An 18,642-nucleotide genomic window follows, 5' to 3' on the forward strand; every position below is an offset into this window, starting at 1 on the left:
TCGCGACCGCACACGGGCGGCGGCGCCTCTAGAGTACCGGCGGCCCGCTCACACCCGGGTCAGGTGTGCGCGCAGCGCCGAGATCAGCTCGTTCGTCGCATCCGCGCTGGCGCCGCCAAGCTGAAACAGGTTGGCGAAGCCGTGCGTCAGCGACCCCAGGTAACGCAGGTCCACCGCAGTCCCGGCGGCCCGCAGCGCCGCCGCGTAGCTCTCGCCCTCGTCGCGCAGGGGATCGAAACCGGCGACCGCGATCAGCGCCGGCGGCAGTTCGGCCAAGGAGTCGGCCAGCAACGGCGACAACCGCGGATCTGCCGGATCGAGATCGGTCCCCCGCAGATATTGGGCATGGAACCAGTCCATGTCCCGCTTGGTCAGCAAGAACCCGGTGGCGAACAGGCTCATCGACCGGGTGTGCGCGGTGAAGTCGGTGCGCGGGTAGAGCAGCCACTGCAGCACCGGAACGGGCCCGCCGTTGGCCTTGGCCGCGTCCCGGGCCAGCAGGCACACGACGGCCGCCAGGTTGCCGCCCGCACTGTCCCCGCCGACCGCGACCTGCCCGGGAATCGCGCCGAGTTCAGCGGCGTGCTCGTGGGCCCACCGGAACGCCGCGTACGCGTCGTCGATCGCGGCCGGGGCCGGATGCTCGGGCGCCAGCCGGTAGTCGATCGACAACACGTGGACGCCCGCGTCGCGGCAGGTGAGCCGGCACAGCGCGTCGTGGGTGTCCAAGTCGCCGATCGTCCAGCCACCGCCGTGGTAGTAGACCAGCAGCGGCGCCGCCGCGTCACCGGGCGGACGGTAATGCCGGGCGGGGATTTCGCCCGCCGGTCCCGGTATCGACAACTCGGCCACGTCGACGTGAATCTGCGGGCCGGGAAGCTCCAGGATCGTCTCGCGCATCTGGGCGCGGGAGGCGGCGGGATCGTCGTCGACGGCCAGCCCGTCGATGCCGGCCAGCCGCAGACCCGACAGCATCAGCTGAAGCGTGGGATCGAGCGTGTTGCCGTCGATGATGACCGAACGACCGCCCGTGAGCACCCGCTTCGCCGGGGCCGGGATCCACGGGATCACCTTGACGCCAACCGTGGTCACCTTGCCCTGCACGCGGCTTGCCCACCGCAACGGCCCCCCTTTTGCTCCCAGGGTGAGGTCAGCTGCGCCCGGCAGACTCTTTGTCATGGCTGATCCCTTGTTCGGTCCTGTAGTCAACGACGGGAATCGGGTACCCACCGTCGGGCTCGAAGTTTTCCAGGTCGCACCGGCAGACACCGAGCAGGTGGTGAGTGCGGCGCTGCACGCCGGTTACCGGCATATCGACACCGCAGATTGCCGATTCCGACGTGCACTGCGACCAACTCTACGTGGTGACGAGGTTGGCCAATTCCGACCACTGATGCGACAGCACGCTGCGGGCATGGACCTGTACCTCATCGACTAGTTCGTCCATCTGCGCGACCACCGAGGCGTGGTCGCCGCTCGGGCGAGGTTCGCTGCTGTGCCATCCCGCAATCACGGCCGTCGCCGAAGAATGCGGCCGAACATCTGCCCGGGTGTTGCTTAGGTGACATATCCAACTCGGTAATATCGTGATTCCCAAGTCGGTGCACCCCTCACGGATTGCGAGCAACTTCGACGTGTTCGATTTCGAGCTGAGCGCCCAACTGGCGTCGATCTGCTCCCTCGAAGACGGCACCCGCCTTGGCCCTGACCCTCGAACCTTCAATCCCAACAAGGCAGGTGAATCGAGATGACTGGCGAGTCGGGCGCCGCTGGCACCTCTATCCCATCCATATCCCTCAACGACGACAACACCATCCCGGTGCTTGGCCTGGGGGTTGCGGAGTTGTCCGACGACGAGACCGAACGCGCCGTGTCGGCGGCCCTGGAAAACGGTTGCCGGCTGATCGACACGGCCGCGACCTACGGCAACGAAGCCGCAGTCGGCCGTGCCATCGCCTCCTCCGGGATTCCGCGCGCGGAACTGTTCGTCACCACCAAACTGGCCACCGCGGACCAGGGGTTCACCAGTGCGCAACAGGCTTGTCAGGCCAGCTTGGAGCGCCTCGGGCTGGATTACGTCGACCTGTACCTGGTTCACTGGCCCGCGCCGTCACTGGGCAACTATGTGGATTCCTTCGGCGGCATGATCCAGAGCAAGGCCCATGGCCATGCCAAATCGATCGGCGTGTCCAACTTCACCGAAGAGCATTTGGCGACGGTCATCGAACTCACCTTCTTCACGCCCGCGGTGAACCAGGTCGAGTTGCATCCCCTGCTCAACCAAAACGACCTGCGCAAGGCCAATGCGCAGCACAACGTGGTGACCCAGTCCTACACGCCGCTGGTGCTGGGCAGGCTGATGGACAACCCGACGATCACGTCGGTCGCCGGCGAATACGGCAAGTCACCCGCGCAGGTCCTGCTGCGGTGGAACCTGCAGCTGGGTAATGCGGTCATCTTCCGGTCGGCCAAGCCCGAGCACATTGCCACCAACCTTGACGTCTTCGACTTCGAATTGAGCGCCGATCACATGGAGGCGATCAACGGCCTCAACGACGGCACCCGGCTGCGCCCGGATCCGGAGACCTACGAGGGCGCGTAAGCCGTTCGGGCTTATCCCGCTGGGCAGGTGGCGGCGGCTTGGCGGAGGACGTCGGCCGAAGCCTGTTCTACCGGCAACTGATAGCCGCGCAGCACCGCGATGAACTGGATGGCGTACTGACAGGCGAACGCGGTGTTCGGCGGCATCCAAAACGCCGGCGGCGAATCGCCTTTATCCTGGTTGGCCTGGCCCTGCACGGCCAACAGGTTGGCCGGGTCGTTGGCGAACCGCAGCCGCTGCCGCGCTGGCCAGGCAAACGCGCCCATGTCCCAGGCGTATGCGAGCGGCACGATGTGGTCGATCTGCACTGCTTCGCCGACCTTGGCCCCGCGCTGGAAGGTCACCGTCGTGTTGGTGTACGGGTCGTGCAGGATGCCGGTCGCCACCGCGTCCGGGCACCGCTTGGTGACCACGTAGGTCTTGTCGACGAGATCGCGGTTGAGGATGTCGTCGCGGGTATCGCAGCCGTTGTGTCCACCCGGGGCGTCGTTGTCGTCGTCCCAGGCGTCGCCGTAGGCGGCCCTGCGGTAGTCGTAGCGATGCAGCCGCAGCGGGATCACGACGATTCCCGCGAGCACGTCGGTACCGGGTTGCACCGTCGGGACGTCCGCGCGCGCCGCGAACTCCTTGTGGTGCCTGGTCGCCGACCCGACGGTCTGGTAGGCAACCAGCAACGCGAGCAGCGCGGCCACCGACAACCACAGCAGCACTTTGCGATTCATCGCGTGCCTCATAGCTTGTCCAGAAACTCGACGCGGTCCGGCCTTTCGAACCGGGCTCCCAGCACCGCCAATCCGGCATGCGCGGCCGGGTCTGCGTATGCCTCCCTGCAGAAGTCGCGGGCGGCCTCGATAACGGCCTGGTGCTCGGCCAGCGAAAGCAGCCGCAACGTGATCGCCCTGCCGGACTGATTGCGGCCCAGCACATCTCCTTCCCGGCGCTGCTTGAGGTCCAGGTCGGCAAGCGCGAATCCGTCCATGGTGTCCGCTACGGCAGACAATCGCCGGCCCGTAGGGGAACCTTTCGCAACCCAACTGGCCAGCAGGCACAGGCTCGGGTGCTGACCCCGGCCGATGCGGCCGCGCAGCTGATGTAGCTGGCTGATGCCGAACCGGTCGGCATCCATCACCAACATGACCGTCGCATTGGGGACGTCGACGCCCACCTCAATCACGGTGGTGCACACCAGCACATCGATATCGCCGGCACGGAAGGCCGCCATCGCGGCGTCCTTCTCGTCGCTGGACAACCGACCGTGCATGAGGCCCACCCGCAGGTTCGCCAGCTCGCCGGATCGCAATCGGGCGAACAGGCCGACGGCGGTCTCCGACGGCTTCGAGTCGGGCTGCTCGGCCCCGTCGGTGTCGTCGATCCGGGGCGTCACCACATAGGCCTGACGGCCGGCGGCGACCTCTTCTTTGATGCGCTGCCAGGCCCGGTCCAGCCACCCCGGATTCTCCTTGACGAAGATCGTCTTGGTGGTGATCGGCTGGCGACCGCGCGGAAGTTCACGCAGTGTCGAGGTTTCCAGGTCACCGTAGTAGGTGAGCGCCACCGTGCGCGGTATCGGCGTTGCCGTCATCACCAGCAGGTGCGGCGTGATGCCCGCAGCAGCCTTGGCGCGCAACCGGTCTCGCTGCTCGACACCGAAGCGGTGCTGCTCATCGACGACGACCATGCCCAGATTGTGGAAGTCGACCGCGTCCTGCAACAGCGCGTGGGTGCCGACGACGATGTCGATCTGACCGGCGGCGATTTCGGCACGCAGGTATTTCTTCTGCCCTGTTGTCATCGAGCCGCTGAGCAGCGCCACCCGGGCGGCGTTTTCGGCCCCACCCAACTGGCCGCCCATCGCCAGCGGCCCCAGCACATCGGAGATCGACCGGAGATGTTGTGCGGCAAGAACTTCCGTCGGCGCCAGCAGCGCACACTGGTAACCCGCATCAACCATCTGCAGCATCGCCAGCACGGCAACGATCGTCTTGCCGGAGCCGACCTCCCCCTGCAGCAGGCGATTCATCGGACGAGTATCCGCGAGCTCGTCGGACAGTACGTCAAGCACTTCGCGTTGTCCCGCTGTCAGCTCGAATGGCAACCGCCGCAACAGTTCTGCCATCAGACCATCGGCGCGCGGCGGAGCCGGCGGCCCTGACTCGGACAATTCACTGTGCCGACGGGCCAGCAGCGCCCACTGCAGCCCGACGGCCTCGTCGAAGGTGAGCCGCTCGCGGGCGCGCCGGCGCACCGCGTCGCTCTCCGACAGATGAATGGCGCGCAACGCTTCGTCTTCGGGCATCAGGTGATACCGGGCGCGCAGGTCGGCGGGCAGGGGATCGTCGACCGGGTCGAGGACGTCGAGCACCTGGCGCACGCAGTTGAAGATGTCCCAGCTCTGCACCTTGGTGCTGGCCGGGTAGATCGGGAAGAAGCGGCTGGCGAAGTCCGCTATGTCGAACTCGCCCCTGGTTCTTTCCGAGGCGACGGCAATGGTTTTCAGCGACCTGGTGCCGCGGTGCTTTCCGTCGGGCGAGTCGAGGATGAGGAATGCCGGGTGGGTCAGCTGCATGACGCCGTGGTAAAACCCGACTTCTCCGGACAGCATCACCTTGGTGCCTTTGGTGAGGTCCCTGCTGATGATCTTGGCGTTGAAGAACGTCGCGGTCACCCGGTTGCGGCCGGAGCCGAGGGTGATGCGGTGACAGGTCCGCTTCGGGAGCTTCTTCGTCAGAAACGTGTTCGCTTGGGTGATCGTGTCGACGATGGTGATGTGCTCGCCGGCTTCCGGCTGCTCGTCCTCGGCGGCGCGCACCGCCGCGCCGACCACGTAGCTGCGCGGGTAGTGGCGCAAGAGGTCGTCGACCGTGCGAATGCCGAATTCCTCGTCGAGCTTGTCGGCGTTTTTGCCGCCGATTATGTAGACCAGTCGATCGCTCAGGGAGGCCACGGCTACTCGACCCCGATCAGCAGCGCGTCACCGCGGTGGCCGGTGTAATAGGTCAGCAGCTCAGTCCCGGGATGACGGTCGTGGACGTGCTTTTGCAGGGTGTCGGCGAGGGCGGCGGTCGCATCCTTCTGGAGGGCCGCGCCGATCAGCACCGTGGCGAGCTCGCCGCCAGAGGCGAGCAGCAAGTCGAGCAGGCCGGTGGCAGCCGCCGCGACGTCGGCGGCAACGATCAGCACCTCGTCGCCCGCGATGCCCAGCCCGTCACCGGGCTGGCAGCTGCCGGCCCAGGTCAGCGCGGTCTCGGTGGCGATGCGCACCGAGCCGTGCCGGGCGGCGCCGGCCGCGCGGGCCATGGTGTAGCCGTCGTCCACCGCCTGCCGGTCGGGTTCGTGCACGGCCAGCGCGGCCAGCCCCTGCACCATCGACCCGGTCGGGATGGGAACCACGTCGACACCCCAGCCGATGGCCGCGGTGCAACCGGCCACCAGCTCGCCCGCCGCCACATAGCCGTTGGGCAGCACCATCACCTGCGCGGCGCCGGTATCCACCACCGCCCGGACCAGCCGGTGGGCGCTGATGTCGGTGGCGGGGTCAACGGCATCCGAACTCGGTTGCAACACGCAGGCGCCCTCGTCGGCGAACAGCTGCGCGGCGCCGTCGCCGTCGACGACGGCTAGCACCGCCCGTTCCCGGGTCCAGCCGCCCGCAGGCAGGCCGGTGGCGCCGGAAAGGACCGAGATCACGATGCGGCTCAGCTGCCCGGCGGCCAATCCGGCTTCGACGGCGGCGCCGGCGTCGTCGGTATGCACGTGCACCGAGTAGCTGCCGCCGGCAGCCAGTGGAACAGCGGCGGCGGCAATGGCCACGGATTCACCCAGGTCGGTCAGCCGATCGCGGAGCGCGTCGGCGGCGTCGGCGTCACAGCCACTCAGCCGGTACATCACCTCGAACTGGGGTGCCGGTGCCTTGGCGGCCGGTGGGGGCTGCGCGCGTGGGGACGGCTGGTAGACGTCGCGGGCGGGCGCCTGGCCGGAGATGGTGGTGCGCAGCGCGTCCAGCAGCACCAGCAGGCCGCGGCCGCCGGCGTCCACCGCGCCGGCGTCGGCGAGCGCCTCGAGCTGCTCGGGGGTCTTTTCCAGCGCCGCGACCGCTGCGTTGCCGGCGGCCGTCACCGCCGGGGCCAGGCCTTGGCCGGCGGCGGCGCTCTCCTCGACGGCGTCGGCGGCGGCCCGTAATACCGAGACGATGGTCCCCGGCACCTCCTGGCCGCCCATCGAGGCGATGACCAGGTGGACCGCGCGTCGCAGCGCCGCCCCCAACAAGGTGGCGTCGATTTCGGGTAATTCACCGCCCCGGTCGGCGGCCGCCGTCGCGGTGACGTCGGAAATGCCGCGCAGGATCTGGGACAGAATGACCCCGGAATTGCCCCGGGCGCCGTTGAGCGCCCCGGTCGACAGGGCGGCGGCGACCCGGGCGACGTCGCCGTGCAGCCCGTCGGAGCCGCCCGCGTTCGCCTCGGCGAGCGCCGAGCGCATGGTGAACAGCATGTTGGCGCCGGTGTCGGCGTCGGCGACCGGGAAGACGTTGAGCCGGTTGATCTCGTCGATATGAGTGATCAGGTCGCTGACAGCGGTGTGCGCCCAGTCCCGCAGGGCGGACGCGTCCAGCAGACGATCGTGTCCGGCGCACGTGCCCACCTGCTGACTCACCTCCTGCGCGCCTGGCCCCGTGCATCGAGCCTAGCCAGCGGGGGCGACAACGAACGTCATGACGCAGCTGCTGGGAGTGGATCGTTTTGGCGGTTGCCGCCGACCCCGGTTATCCTGGGACGGCCCGACCGGTCCGGGGATACTCCGGGTTTTCCAAGAGACCGGATTCCAAACGCTTGAGGAGCTCAGAATGGCCGCTGTGTGCGATATCTGCGGGAAAGGCCCCGGCTTCGGCAAGTCGGTGTCGCACTCCCACCGCCGCACCAGCCGCCGGTGGGACCCCAACGTGCAGACAGTGCACGTCGTGACGCGTCCCGGCGGCAACAAGAAGCGGCTCAACGTCTGCACCTCCTGCATCAAGGCCGGCAAGGTCGTCCGGGGCTAACGACGATCGGCTGATGCCGCGAGCGTGCGGCTGGCGACCGATTTCCCGAGTGGCGACGGTTGCACCTTCGCGTTATTACGGGTCACGCGGCGTGGCCACCAGAACCACCGGCCCAGCAGCGCCACGATCGACGGCACCACCAGCGCCCGCACCACCAGGGTGTCCAGCAACAGCCCGACCGCGATGGTGGTGCCCACCTGGGCGATGCTGAGCACGCTACTGGCCAGCAGCGCCAGCATGGTGATCCCGAAGACGATCCCGGCGGTGGTGACCACGCCACCGGTGCCGCCGAACGCCCGGATGATGCCGGTCTTGAGACCCGCCGCCGCTTCGTGTTTGATCCGCAACGCCAACAGCAGGTTGTAATCGGCGCCGACCGCGATCAGCGCGATGAACGCGATCGGCGCAACGGCCCAGTGCAGCGGCTGATGCAGTAGGTACTGCCAGATCAGCACACTGGCCCCCAGCGCCGATGCGTAGGACGCGACGACGGTGCCGACGACCACCAGTCCCGCCACCGGGCTGCGCAGCATCGCCATCACGATCAAGAAAATCAGCGCCAGCGCGGCTCCCACCAGGAGCGCAGTATCGCGTGCCACGGAATGCTGCAAGTCGGCTGTCGCGGGCCCGACGCCGGCCAGGTCGACTCCCGTCGGGGTCAGCGTGCCCTCCTTGGTGGCTTCCCTGATTGCGGCGCGCACCTGGGCTGCCCGTTTGGCGCCGTCGCTGCCCCACTCGTCAGCGTCGCCGTAGACCAGTAGATAGGTGGAACGGCCATCCGCCGAGACGATGTCGTGCAACACCGCGAGGTAGCGCGGGTCGGAGAGCGCTCGCTGCGGCAGGTAGAAGCCCGACGCCGCGCTGCCGCGGAATTGAGTGTCGATCTCGTTGAGGTAATCGGTCAGCTGACGCAGTTGCGGGCCGATCGTGTCGCCGAGTCCCAGCAACTCCTGAGTGGCCGAACGGGCTTGCGCCAGCGCGGTATTCATCGATGCCACAGCTTGCGGCATGGCCGCCAGGGCCTGGGCGGCGGTCGTCGACCCGCCGGTGAGCTTGGCGGCGCCGTCGCCGAGGCGCGCCGAGGTCTGCAGCAGGCCGTCAACGGGCTCGAGTACCCGATTCACCGTTGCGCACAACGGGTTAGCGGCGCAGTCCGGGGTCCGCGCGACGAAGTCGCGCAGCGGGTCCAGGTAGCTCGAGACCATGGTGGCGGTGCGCTGGACTCCTTCGAGTCCGGCACGCATATCCGTTGCGGCCCCGGATATCTCGGTCAAGCCGGCGCTGCCGCCGCGCAGCCCGCTGCCCAGTCGGCTGACCGCCGCCTGGGTTTGCGCCAGAGCATCGTCCAGATCGGAGACCCGGCGCAGCCGCTGGGTCAACGAATCGACCGCCTCGTCGAACTGACGGCCGACCGTGCCGGCCTGATAGCTCAGCGTCGCCTCGTCGGGCACCTTGCCGTCGGGACGGCTGGCGGACTGCACCATCCGCACACCCGGTACCGCCATGATCTGGCGGGTGATTCGCTCGACGGCGATCAGGCCAGCGGGGGTGCGCAGATCATGGTCGGCCTGGACGGTGACGACGTCGGGCAGCAACGAGTTGGCCGCGAAATGCCGATCGGCGGCTACATAGCCCCGACTCGAGTCGGCGTCGGCCGGGGTGGCCGCCAGCTCGTTCCATCCCACCCGAAAGCCGATCAGCGGCAGCGCCACCAGTACGATCACCATTCCCGCCGTGGTCAGGATAGGCCCGGGCCAGCGGGCCACCGCGGTTCCGACGCGCCGCCAGCGCCGGGCCGTCTTCGACGGTCGCGGTTCCAGCCATCCACGACGCATCGCCAGGTTCATCAGCGCGGGCGTCAGCGTCAACGCCGCCGCCATCGTCGCGAGAATGCCGACCGCACAGGGTATTCCGGCACTGCGGAACATACCCACCTCGGCGAAGTCCAGGCACGCCAATGCCACCGACACCGTCAACGCCGACCCGATGACCACCGGGGCTACCGCGCGGTAGGCATCGGTCAGCGCCCGGGGCGGCGACACCCCGCCGCGCCGGCCTTCCTGGTAGCGGCCGACGAGAAAGATCGCGTAGTCGGTGCCCGCGCCAAGCGTCATGGCCGCCATCAGCGCCACCGAAAACAGCGAGACCTCGACGGCGCCCGACAACCCAAGCGCCGCAACAATCCAACGTGCCACCGCCAACGCCAGACCGACCGATATCAACGGGATCGCTGCGGCGATCGGCGATCGGTACACCACCAACAGCAGCACCAGGATCAGCGCGACCGTTGCGGCGGTGATCGATAGCATCTGCCGGTCGATGGCGGCGAATTCGTCGACGATCGTGGCGCCAGGGCCCGTGACATGAGCCTGCAGTCCCGTCGGCCTCGACAGCGCAGTAACGGTGGTGCGCACGGAATTCACCGAATCGCGCGCTTGAGCGGTGCCGAGCATTCCGGCGAGCCGGACCATGACGGTGACCGCATGCCCGTCGCGACTCTGTGCGCCCGCGGCGGTCGCGGGTTGAGACCACAAGTCCATCACCGAATACACGTGCCGCCGATCGGACCGCAGCGCCGCCGTCAACGCGTCGTAAAACTGGTGATCCTGTGCTGTCAGCGGCGCATTGCGGTCCAGCACCACGAAAATGAAGTTGTTGCTTGGAGTTTGGCCGAACAGCTCGGCGGCGCGGGTGGCGGCGACCGAACTGGGCGCGTGGGCGGGCATGAAGGAGCGCGAATGCGTCTGCACGACCCGCTCCAGTTGCGGCACAGCCAGATTGCCGGCGGCAGCCGTCAGCACCCAGAGCCCGACGACCAGCATCGCGTACCGTCTTGTCCTGCGGTCACGCAACGGTCTGCCGTTCGCTTATCGGTCCATCGCAGAGGTTGACAGCCCGATGCTCATTTCGGGCCAGCACGCGAAGCCGTAGTGATCGTCGGGAAGCTATGTCCAACAACGCACACAGCCCCGGGTTCGCGGCGACCAGCTCGGCCCTGGCCTCTTCGGCCGTGAGGCCGTCGTAGTCCGCCTGATCCAGCTTCGCGTACAGCATCATCAGCCAACGCTGCCGCAGCGAGAGCAGGAGCCCTTCCTCGTCGCCGAACAATCGGGACACTTCGGATGCCTTGTCGGCCAAGTCAAGTGCCGCCTCTGGATCGGTTTCGGCGGCGTCGATCAATTCGGCCATGAAGGCCATGCGCTCGTGCAGCAGTTTCCATGTCATAACCGAAGAGGTTAGGAATGCGCGGCGGTGCTGCGCGTCGTGCCGAGGTTCGGTCTTTGTCTCCTACTACGGTATGAGCCGGGTGCCGACCCAAGGATGATGTGGCCGGACGGCGGCCTCTTTTACCATTGGACGATGTTGCGTGCGGCCATGGGCTTTGTCCGGGAGAGGTTGCGCCAGCGCGGCGAGCTGATACCCGTGGGCATCACCTGGCCGTTCGTGATCATCACCGACGGCTTGTTGGTGGTCGGCGGGGCGGTTGCGGTGTGGCAGCGCCCCGCTGCCGATCTGCCCGGCGTTCTGGCCGCCTCGGCGATCGCCCTGTCGCCGCTGCTGGCGTTCTTCTTCTTCAACATGAAATTTCGGCCGGTGCTGATGTGGGTCACCTGGTCGGCAGCCACCGCGGTGATGCTGTTCGCGACATCGACGCCGATTCGCGCCGATTTCGCACCGGCGCTGCTGGTATTGATGGTCGGCGTGGTGGGCACGCTCACCTCCGGGTTCGTCGGATTCCTGGCCGCCATGTCGTCGGCCGCGTTGCTGCTCACCGCGTCCGCGCTGCACCGCCTGGATGTGGTGGCGCTGTATCTGTTGTTCGTCGCGGGCGGCTGGTTGATCGGTTATCTCATGCACACTCAACGGGAGCTGTTGGCGCAGCAGATCCAGGCCCAGGAGGCGTTGGCCGAGCACGCCGCAGCCGACGAGCGCCGCCGCATCGCGCGCGAAGTGCACGACGTGATCGCCCATTCGTTGTCGATCACACTGCTGCATGTGACCGGCGCCCGCCGAGCCCTGCAGCAGGATCGCGACGTCGACGACGCGGTCGAGGCACTCGAGCAGGCCGAGCGGCTCGGCCGGCAGGCCATGGCCGACATTCGCCGTACGGTCGGTCTGCTCGACACCGGAACGCGTGGAGCCAAGAAGATCGCGACCATGCCCGAACCCGGGATCGACGACATCACTGTGCTCGTCGAGGATTTCGCGCGGGCGGGCCTGGCCGTCACGCTGCGCATCGACGGTCCGACCAGCCGCGTCTCGGCCGCGGTTGGCCTTGCGCTGTATCGCATCACTCAGGAATCGCTGGCCAACATCGCCAAACACGCCCCTGAGTCCAAGTCAGCTGTGCTGCTTGATGTTTCATCGGGTTCAGCCAAGCTGGCCGTGCACAATCGGCTGCCCGCCGCGGTAGCCGCCGCCGAATCGCCGGAGGGCCGCGGTCTGCGCGGCATGCGCCAGCGTGTCGAGCTGCTGGGCGGGGCCATCGAGGCCGGACCGAGCCGGGACGGATGGTCGGTGCATGCCGAAATACCGCTCGAGGACACCAACACCGGATGGCGCCCGTGGTGGTGCCGAGGGTGAATCTCAACAGCTCTGAGACACCGGAAGTTGCGGTCCTGCTCGTCGACGACCAGGAGCTCGTGCGCTCCGGGCTGCGCCGAATCCTGCGTCGCAAAGACGGTTTCACTATCGTCGCCGAATGCGCCGACGGCGACGAAGTTCCTGCGGCGGTGGCCCGGCATCACCCCGACGTCGTGGTGATGGACCTGCGGATGCGACGGGTCGACGGCATCGAGGCAACGCGGCGGCTGGGCGGGATGCCGCCGGTGCTGGCGCTGACGACATTCAACGAGGACGAACTGCTCTCCGGGGCGCTGCGCGCCGGGGCTGCGGGCTTTGTGCTCAAGGACTCGTCCGCCGAGGAGTTGATCCGCGCCGTGCGGACCGTCGCCAGGGGAGACAGTTACCTGGACCCCGCGGTGACCGCGCGCGTACTCAGCACGTACCGGAAGACGCCTGACAGAGCGCCTGCGAAGCACGGCAACCGCCTCGCCGAGCTGACCGCCCGCGAGCTCGACGTCCTCACGCTGGTCGGGAAAGGCTTGTCCAACAACGAGATTGCCGACCAACTGTGCATCTCCGGCGTCACCGTGAAAAGCCACATCGGCCGAATCTTCGGAAAGCTGGACCTGCGCGACCGCGCCGCGGCGATCGTCTATGCCTACGACAACGGCATCGTCACACCGCGCTAACTACTCGCGAGCAGACGCAAACTCCCCCGAAAATGGTTGAAATCAGGCGATTTTGCGTCTGCTCGGCAGGTACGGCGCCAATTCAGGGCAGCCGCCAGTCGATCGGCTCAGCCCCCATCTCGGTGAGCAGCTCGTTGGCGCGGCTAAACGGACGCGAGCCGAAAAATCCACGCGACGCCGACAACGGCGAGGGATGCGGCGACTCGATCGCGACGCACTTGCCCGCGGCCAGCATCGGCTTGAGCGTCGACGCGTCGCGCCCCCACAGGATTGCCACCATCGGCTGGGCGCGCGCCGCCAGTGCCCGGATTGCGCACTCGGTGACCGCTTCCCAGCCCTTGCCGCGATGCGACGCCGGATTGCTGGGCCGTACCGTGAGCACCCTGTTCAGCAGCAGCACACCGCGCTGCGCCCAGGGCGTCAGGTCACCGCACGACGGCTGGGGGTGACCGAGGTCGGCGGTGTACTCGTCGAAGATGTTGGCCAGGCTGCGCGGCAGCGGCCGCACGTCGGGGGCCACCGAAAAGCTGAGGCCCACGGCGTGCCCGGGAGTCGGGTAGGGATCCTGCCCGACGATCAGCACCCGCACTTGGTCAAACGGGAAAGTGAAGGCGCGCAATACATTCGGGCCAGCCGGTAGGTACCTGCGCCCGGCCGCGAGCTCGGCGCGCAGGAACCGCCCCATCTGCGCGACCTGCTCGGCCACCGGCTCGAGCGCGGCCGCCCAGCCGGCCTCCACGAGTTCGCTCAGCGGGCGCGCGGTCATTGCAAGCCTTTGACCAATACCACCACGGTGTCCGCGCCCGCATGCCGATCCTTCGAGATCTCCTGGTATTCCGGCGATCGCGCCCAGCCGTAGAACGCGGCCTCGTCCGGAAACGACATCAGCACCACCTTCTCGCGGTCCCACTGCCCCTCGATGACCTGCGGCGACTCGTCGGCGGCCAGCAATGTTCCCGGGTGGCGACGGAACACCTCCATAAATCTGGCCTGGTACCGGTCGTAGGCTGCCCGGTCGGTGAATCTCAACTGTGCGATCGCATAGACGGTCACCGGGCCACCCTAACCGCTTAGAAGGATCGCCAACCCGCGTACCCTTGCCATTCCTCGCCGTCGACCAGGACCCGAGCCGGGCCGCCGAGCACTCGCCCGATAACGCGCCAGCCGTCGGGCACCGCAGCGCCGAAACAGGCGACCAGGGCATGATCTTCGCCGCCGCCCAGCACCCACGACAACGGGTCGGCGCCCACCGCCGCGGCGGCCGTTGCCAGCGCATCGCGGTCGGCCGCCAGCGCCGCCGCCGACAGGTCGATGCCCACCGCCGACGCCTCGGCGACATGTCGCAGATCGGCGACCAGACCGTCGGACACGTCGATCATCGCCTCGGCGCCGGCGGCCGCGGCAACGGCTCCCTGGCCATACGGCGGCTGCGGCACCAGGTGGCGCCGCCGCAGTTCGTCGAACCGATCAATTCCCTTGTGCCACAACGCATGACCGGCAGCCGAGCGCCCCAGCTCTCCCGCGACGGCAACCACTGAACCAGGTTTCGCCCCCGACCGCAGCACGGGCGAGCGCCCGTCGAGTTCGCCCAGCACGGTCACCGACAGCACCCACTGCGGGCAGCTGACCAGATCCCCGCCCGCGATGCCGGCCCCGATCCGCTGCGCCTCGTCCCACATGCCGTCGGCCAGCTCATCCACCTGCGCCGCCGGCGTGTCCCCCGGCGCTCCGAAACCCGCCACGAAGGCGGTTGCCCGTCCACCCATCGCTTCGATGTCGGCGGCATTCTGCGCGATCGTCTTGCGGCCGACCTCGTGCGGTGTCGACCAGTCCAGCCGAAAGTGGCGGTCCTGCACCAACACATCGGTCGATACCAGGACGCGACCGTCGCCGCACGAGATCACCGCCGCGTCGTCGCCGGGTCCCAGCAGCACAGCGCCGGGTTGCCGACGGCCCTGCGCCAGTCGCCGGATCACCGCAAACTCCCCGAGCTGCTGCAGCGTCGAATGCTCATCTGCTGTGTCGCGCACGCCACCTCCACGATCCCGGCCTCGGGTAAGTTTGGTCCCTGCCCGCCCGGGCGGACCGCGCCAGTGTATGAGAATCCGAGGTAGCTACGCAGGTGACAGGCCCTCCCCCATGACACCGCACGCCCAATCCGACGGCCCGCCACGTTTTTTGATCATTGCCGCGGCCCTGCTGGGAGTGGCGGTAATCGGCGTCATCCTGGTCATCGCGGCGAGTCGCGGGTCACCACCTCATCCTGTTGCCCTGCCCGCGGTCGCCGCCCCCCGCGCCGGCGATCCGGCATGCAAAGCCTTGATGGCGGCGCTACCGCAGCGACTCGGGCGCTTTCAACGCGCGCCCTTGGCGCGACCGGCACCCGAGGGTGCGGCGGCCTGGCGGGCCACCGCACACGGCGAACCGGTGGTACTGCGCTGCGGACTGGACCGTCCGGCCGACTTTGTGGTGGGCTCCCCGATCCAGCTGGTCGACCGAGTCCAGTGGTTTCGGGTGGGCGCGCAGTCAGACGGAAGCACCACCTGGTACGCGGTGGACCGCCCGGTTTATCTGGCGTTGACGCTGCCATCGGGATCCGGGCCCACGCCCATCCAGGAGCTCTCCGAGGTGATCGATCGCACCGTCGGCGCCGTTCCCATCGACCCGGCGCCCGCGCGGTAGCCGTCTACCGCAACCCGACGCCGCGGGCCAGCGCCGTTTCCACCATGGTGGCCAACAGCGTTGGGTAATCGACACCGCTGGCCGCCCACATCCGCGGGAACATCGAGATCGTAGTGAAGCCCGGCATCGTGTTGACCTCGTTGATCACCGGGCCGTCGTCGGTGAGGAAGAAATCCACCCGGGCCAGGCCCTGGCAGTCGATCGCCCGAAACGCCCGAATGGCCAACTGCCGCACCGCATCGGCCACCTCGTCGTCGACCTTGGCCGGCACGTCCAGTTCGGCCGCATCGTCGAGGTATTTGGTCGCAAAGTCGTAGAAGGCGTCCTCGCGTCCGCGTACCCCGGCCACCCGGATCTCGCCCAGAGTGCTGGCTTCCACTGTGCCGTCAGGCATTTCGAGGACGCCGCACTCCAGCTCGCGGCCGCTGATCGCCGCCTCGACGATAACCTTCGGGTCATGCCGACGAGCGCCGGCAACCGCGGCCGGCAACTGATCCCAGCTCGATACCCGGCTCACACCGATCGACGAGCCGCCGCGCGCGGGTTTGACGAACACCGGCAAGCCCAGCCGCTCGCATTCCTCGGGATGCAGTGTTGGGCGCGAGGGCCGCAGCACCGCGTGCCGCCCTACCGGCAGCCCCTCGGCGGCCAGCAGCTTCTTGGTGAACTCCTTGTCCATGCCCGCCGCGCTGGCCAGCACACCGGCGCCGACGTACGGCACACCGGCCAGCTCGAGCAGTCCTTGGATGGTGCCGTCCTCGCCGTATGGCCCGTGCAGCACGGGGAACACCACGTCGACCGACGTCAGGATGCCACCAGCGGCCGGCGTCAACGACACCAGCTGACCGCCGCGGCGTGGATCGGCCGGCAATGCCAGTTCGGTGCCCGATTCGGAGCTCACCTCGGGCAGCCGCCGGTCGGTGATGGTCAGCGCATCCGGATCGCCGTCGGTCAGCACCCAGGACCCTTCGGGGGTGATGCCGACCGCGACGACGTCGAACCGCTCCGGGTCGAGATTGCGCAAAATGCTGCCCGCGGACACGCAGGAAATGGCGTGCTCGTTGCTGCGCCCGCCGAAGACAACCGCCACCCGCACGCGCCGGTCGCGCGGCGTGGCAGGCGGGTCGGATTGCGTCACAACCTTCAGAGGCTACCGGGTGGGGCGCTTTGCGGCCGGGCGCACGGCTCCGAACTGCGGTTTTCGGGCGTTGACTTTGCGCTGACGGCGCGGCCTACTCGAACTTTCGCGCCCTACCCGCAGACTCAATGCGACTGGGATACTCGCTCACTCGGGCTTGGTGCTGCGCCCCAGCAGCAGGGCCATCGCCTCGTCGACCGAAAGCCCTTTGTGGCAGACCCGGTGCACGGCGTCGGTCAGCGGCATCTCGACGTCGTAGCTGGACGCCAGGGCCAGCACCGATTGACACGACGTCACCCCCTCGACCACATGGCCGTCTTTGACCTGCAACGCCTCGTTCTCGCCCCGGCCCAGGCGTTCGCCCAGCGAACGGTTGCGTGAATGCGGTGAGGTGCAGGTGGCGACCAGGTCGCCGACCCCGGCCAGGCCGGCCAATGTGGCGCCCTTGGCGCCGAGCGCTATGCCCAGCCGCATGATCTCCGCGAGGCCGCGCGTGATGATCGCCGCCGCGGTGTTCTCGCCGAGGCCGACGCCGGCCGCCATCCCACACGCGAGCGCGATGACGTTCTTGCAGGCCCCGCCGATTTCGGTGCCGACGACGTCGGCGTTGGTGTACGGCCGGAAGTATCCGCTGTTCAGCATGCGCTGCAGGGCGACCGCCCGGCCGGAGTCGCTGCACGCCACGACGGTGGCGGCGGGCTGGCGCTCGGCGATCTCGCTGGCCAGGTTCGGCCCCGAAATCACCGCAACCTGGCTGGGATCGGCACCGGTGACCGAAACGATCACCTGGCTCATCCGCATCAGGGTGTCCAGCTCGATGCCCTTGGCCAGGCTGGCCAGGGTCGCGCCCGACGCAAACAGCGGGGCCCACTGCTCCAGGTTGGCGCGCATCGTCTGCGCCGGTACCCCCAGCAACACCGTTTTCGCGCCGCGCAGCGCCTCCTCGGCGTCGGAGGTCGCCCGGATGCTCGGCGGCAGCGGAGCACCGGGCAGATAGTCGGCGTTGTAGCGCGTGGCGTTGATCTGCTCGGCGACCTCCGAACGGCGCGCCCAGAGGATCACCTCGGTGTCTGGTCCACCGGCGTCGGCCAGGACCCTGGCCAGCGCCGTGCCCCAGGCACCGGCGCCCATCACCGTCACGGCCATACCCGCTCCCCGGTCTCGTCGCTCGGATGTCCCGATCACGCTAGCGTGACGCTCGCGGTAGACGGAACCGCACCGCTGGCAGGATGACCACATGAGCGGCACACGGGCCGAAGGGGCAAGCGATGTCGCATTGATCATCGCCGTCAAGCGATTGGCCGCCGCCAAGACGAGGCTGGCGCCGGTGTTCTCGGCAGGCACCCGGGAGAAGGTGGTACTGGGCATGCTGCAGGACACGCTGACCGCGGCGGCCCGGGTCCGATCGCTGCGCTCGATCACCGTCGTCACCCCCGACGAAGCCGCAGCGGCCGCGGCGGCCGACCTCGGAGCCGAAGTGCTGATCGACCCGACGCCCGACGGACACCACGACCCGCTCAACCACGCCATCGCCGAAGCCGAACGGGCCGTCTCCACCTTCTGCCCCAATGTCGTTGTGCTGCAAGGTGATTTACCCGCTTTGCAGACGCAGGAGCTGGAGCAGGCGATCGCGGGGGCGCGCCATCACCGGCGCAGCTTCGTCGCCGACCGGCTGGGCACCGGGACCTCGGCGCTGTGCGCGTTCGGAGTCACGCTCGACCCCCAGTTCGGGCCGGATTCGGCGGCGCGGCATCGGCGTTCGGGCGCCATCGAGCTGACCGGCGCCTGGCCGGGCCTGCGCTGTGATGTCGACACGCCCGCCGACCTGGCGGTGGCCCGTCGTCTCGGGATTGGGCCGGCGACCGCGCGCGCTATCGCTCATCGCTGAACAGCCGACGTACACGAGATATAGATGTGTGTCTTGCGC

The 18,642-nt window shown here is 68.3% G+C and carries 17 protein-coding genes and 1 pseudogene; 7 read left to right on the top strand and 11 right to left on the bottom strand.

Annotated elements, in window-relative coordinates:
* Window positions 1-48 precede the first annotated feature (48 nt).
* Window positions 49-1,179: an alpha/beta hydrolase gene (locus AC5Y2L_RS13225; RefSeq protein ID WP_499934980.1), complete on the bottom strand. Its 1,131-nt coding sequence runs from the start codon at window positions 1,177-1,179 to the stop codon at window positions 49-51.
* Between AC5Y2L_RS13225 and AC5Y2L_RS13230 the strand changes: the two are divergent.
* Together AC5Y2L_RS13230 and AC5Y2L_RS13235 are read left to right on the top strand one after the other, a co-directional pair.
* Window positions 1,178-1,751: pseudogene (locus AC5Y2L_RS13230) on the top strand (aldo/keto reductase). The gene AC5Y2L_RS13225 and the pseudogene AC5Y2L_RS13230 sit on opposite strands and share 2 nt — an antisense overlap.
* Window positions 1,748-2,602 carry an aldo/keto reductase gene (locus AC5Y2L_RS13235; RefSeq protein WP_499934982.1) on the top strand — a complete coding sequence of 285 codons (855 nt, stop codon included), beginning with the start codon at window positions 1,748-1,750 and terminating at the stop codon, window positions 2,600-2,602. The pseudogene AC5Y2L_RS13230 and the gene AC5Y2L_RS13235 overlap by 4 nt, the downstream one beginning before the upstream one ends.
* 11 nt (window positions 2,603-2,613) lie before the next feature.
* Here AC5Y2L_RS13235 and AC5Y2L_RS13240 read toward each other — a convergent pair whose 3' ends face one another.
* From AC5Y2L_RS13240 to AC5Y2L_RS13250, 3 genes are read right to left on the bottom strand one after another with little or no spacing between them, the layout of a single operon-like run.
* A complete protein-coding gene (locus AC5Y2L_RS13240) occupies window positions 2,614-3,324 on the bottom strand; it encodes an HNH endonuclease family protein (protein WP_499934984.1) in 711 nt (236 codons plus the stop codon).
* Window positions 3,325-3,332: 8 nt separating this feature from the next.
* Entirely contained in the window at window positions 3,333-5,546 is a 2,214-nt protein-coding gene (gene recG, locus AC5Y2L_RS13245) for an ATP-dependent DNA helicase RecG (protein WP_499934986.1), read from the bottom strand.
* 2 nt (window positions 5,547-5,548) lie between these two features.
* Complete coding sequence (locus AC5Y2L_RS13250; RefSeq protein ID WP_499935055.1) at window positions 5,549-7,213, bottom strand: DAK2 domain-containing protein; 1,665 nt, start codon at window positions 7,211-7,213, stop codon at window positions 5,549-5,551.
* 232 nt (window positions 7,214-7,445) lie between these two features.
* On the opposite strand from AC5Y2L_RS13250, the gene rpmB reads away from it, so the two are divergent.
* Entirely contained in the window at window positions 7,446-7,640 is a 195-nt protein-coding gene (gene rpmB, locus AC5Y2L_RS13255) for a 50S ribosomal protein L28 (protein ID WP_066930307.1), read from the top strand.
* Here the strand turns inward: rpmB and AC5Y2L_RS13260 are convergent.
* Both AC5Y2L_RS13260 and AC5Y2L_RS13265 read right to left on the bottom strand, forming a co-directional pair.
* Complete coding sequence (locus tag AC5Y2L_RS13260; RefSeq protein ID WP_499934988.1) at window positions 7,637-10,462, bottom strand: MMPL/RND family transporter; 2,826 nt, start codon at window positions 10,460-10,462, stop codon at window positions 7,637-7,639. The two genes, rpmB and AC5Y2L_RS13260, sit on opposite strands and share 4 nt — an antisense overlap.
* A gap of 22 nt (window positions 10,463-10,484) precedes the next feature.
* Entirely contained in the window at window positions 10,485-10,865 is a 381-nt protein-coding gene (locus AC5Y2L_RS13265) for a hypothetical protein (RefSeq protein WP_499934990.1), read from the bottom strand.
* 135 nt (window positions 10,866-11,000) lie between these two features.
* Between AC5Y2L_RS13265 and AC5Y2L_RS13270 the strand changes: the two genes are divergently transcribed.
* Window positions 11,001-12,224, top strand: coding sequence for a sensor histidine kinase (locus AC5Y2L_RS13270; protein WP_499934992.1), 1,224 nt, complete (start codon window positions 11,001-11,003; stop codon window positions 12,222-12,224).
* Complete coding sequence (locus AC5Y2L_RS13275; RefSeq protein WP_499934993.1) at window positions 12,221-12,895, top strand: response regulator transcription factor; 675 nt, start codon at window positions 12,221-12,223, stop codon at window positions 12,893-12,895. Before AC5Y2L_RS13270 ends, AC5Y2L_RS13275 begins: the two co-directional genes overlap by 4 nt.
* An 82-nt stretch (window positions 12,896-12,977) precedes the next feature.
* Here AC5Y2L_RS13275 and AC5Y2L_RS13280 read toward each other — a convergent pair whose 3' ends face one another.
* From AC5Y2L_RS13280 to AC5Y2L_RS13290, 3 genes are read right to left on the bottom strand one after another with little or no spacing between them, the layout of a single operon-like run.
* On the bottom strand, window positions 12,978-13,661 hold the full coding sequence (locus tag AC5Y2L_RS13280; protein WP_499934994.1) for a uracil-DNA glycosylase: 684 nt from the start codon (window positions 13,659-13,661) through the stop codon (window positions 12,978-12,980).
* Entirely contained in the window at window positions 13,658-13,948 is a 291-nt protein-coding gene (locus AC5Y2L_RS13285) for a DUF1330 domain-containing protein (RefSeq protein WP_499934995.1), read from the bottom strand. The genes AC5Y2L_RS13280 and AC5Y2L_RS13285 overlap by 4 nt, the downstream gene beginning before the upstream one ends.
* A gap of 17 nt (window positions 13,949-13,965) precedes the next feature.
* Window positions 13,966-14,925: a thiamine-phosphate kinase gene (locus AC5Y2L_RS13290; protein WP_499934997.1), complete on the bottom strand. Its 960-nt coding sequence runs from the start codon at window positions 14,923-14,925 to the stop codon at window positions 13,966-13,968.
* Window positions 14,926-15,034: 109 nt separating this feature from the next.
* Between AC5Y2L_RS13290 and AC5Y2L_RS13295 the strand changes: the two genes are divergently transcribed.
* A complete protein-coding gene (locus tag AC5Y2L_RS13295) occupies window positions 15,035-15,577 on the top strand; it encodes a DUF3515 domain-containing protein (RefSeq protein ID WP_499934998.1) in 543 nt (180 codons plus the stop codon).
* Between the two features lie 4 nt (window positions 15,578-15,581).
* Here the strand turns inward: AC5Y2L_RS13295 and AC5Y2L_RS13300 are convergent, their stop codons facing one another.
* Together AC5Y2L_RS13300 and AC5Y2L_RS13305 are read right to left on the bottom strand one after the other, a co-directional pair.
* On the bottom strand, window positions 15,582-16,715 hold the full coding sequence (locus tag AC5Y2L_RS13300) for a D-alanine--D-alanine ligase family protein (RefSeq protein ID WP_499934999.1): 1,134 nt from the start codon (window positions 16,713-16,715) through the stop codon (window positions 15,582-15,584).
* A 147-nt stretch (window positions 16,716-16,862) separates the two neighbouring features.
* Window positions 16,863-17,861 carry an NAD(P)H-dependent glycerol-3-phosphate dehydrogenase gene (locus AC5Y2L_RS13305; protein ID WP_499935001.1) on the bottom strand — a complete coding sequence of 333 codons (999 nt, stop codon included), beginning with the start codon at window positions 17,859-17,861 and terminating at the stop codon, window positions 16,863-16,865.
* A 91-nt stretch (window positions 17,862-17,952) separates the two neighbouring features.
* On the opposite strand from AC5Y2L_RS13305, the gene cofC reads away from it, so the two are divergent.
* Window positions 17,953-18,603 carry a 2-phospho-L-lactate guanylyltransferase gene (gene cofC, locus AC5Y2L_RS13310; protein ID WP_499935003.1) on the top strand — a complete coding sequence of 217 codons (651 nt, stop codon included), beginning with the start codon at window positions 17,953-17,955 and terminating at the stop codon, window positions 18,601-18,603.
* The last annotated feature ends 39 nt before the right edge of the window (window positions 18,604-18,642 follow it).

Source organism: Mycobacterium sp. NGS66 (assembly GCF_059812225.1).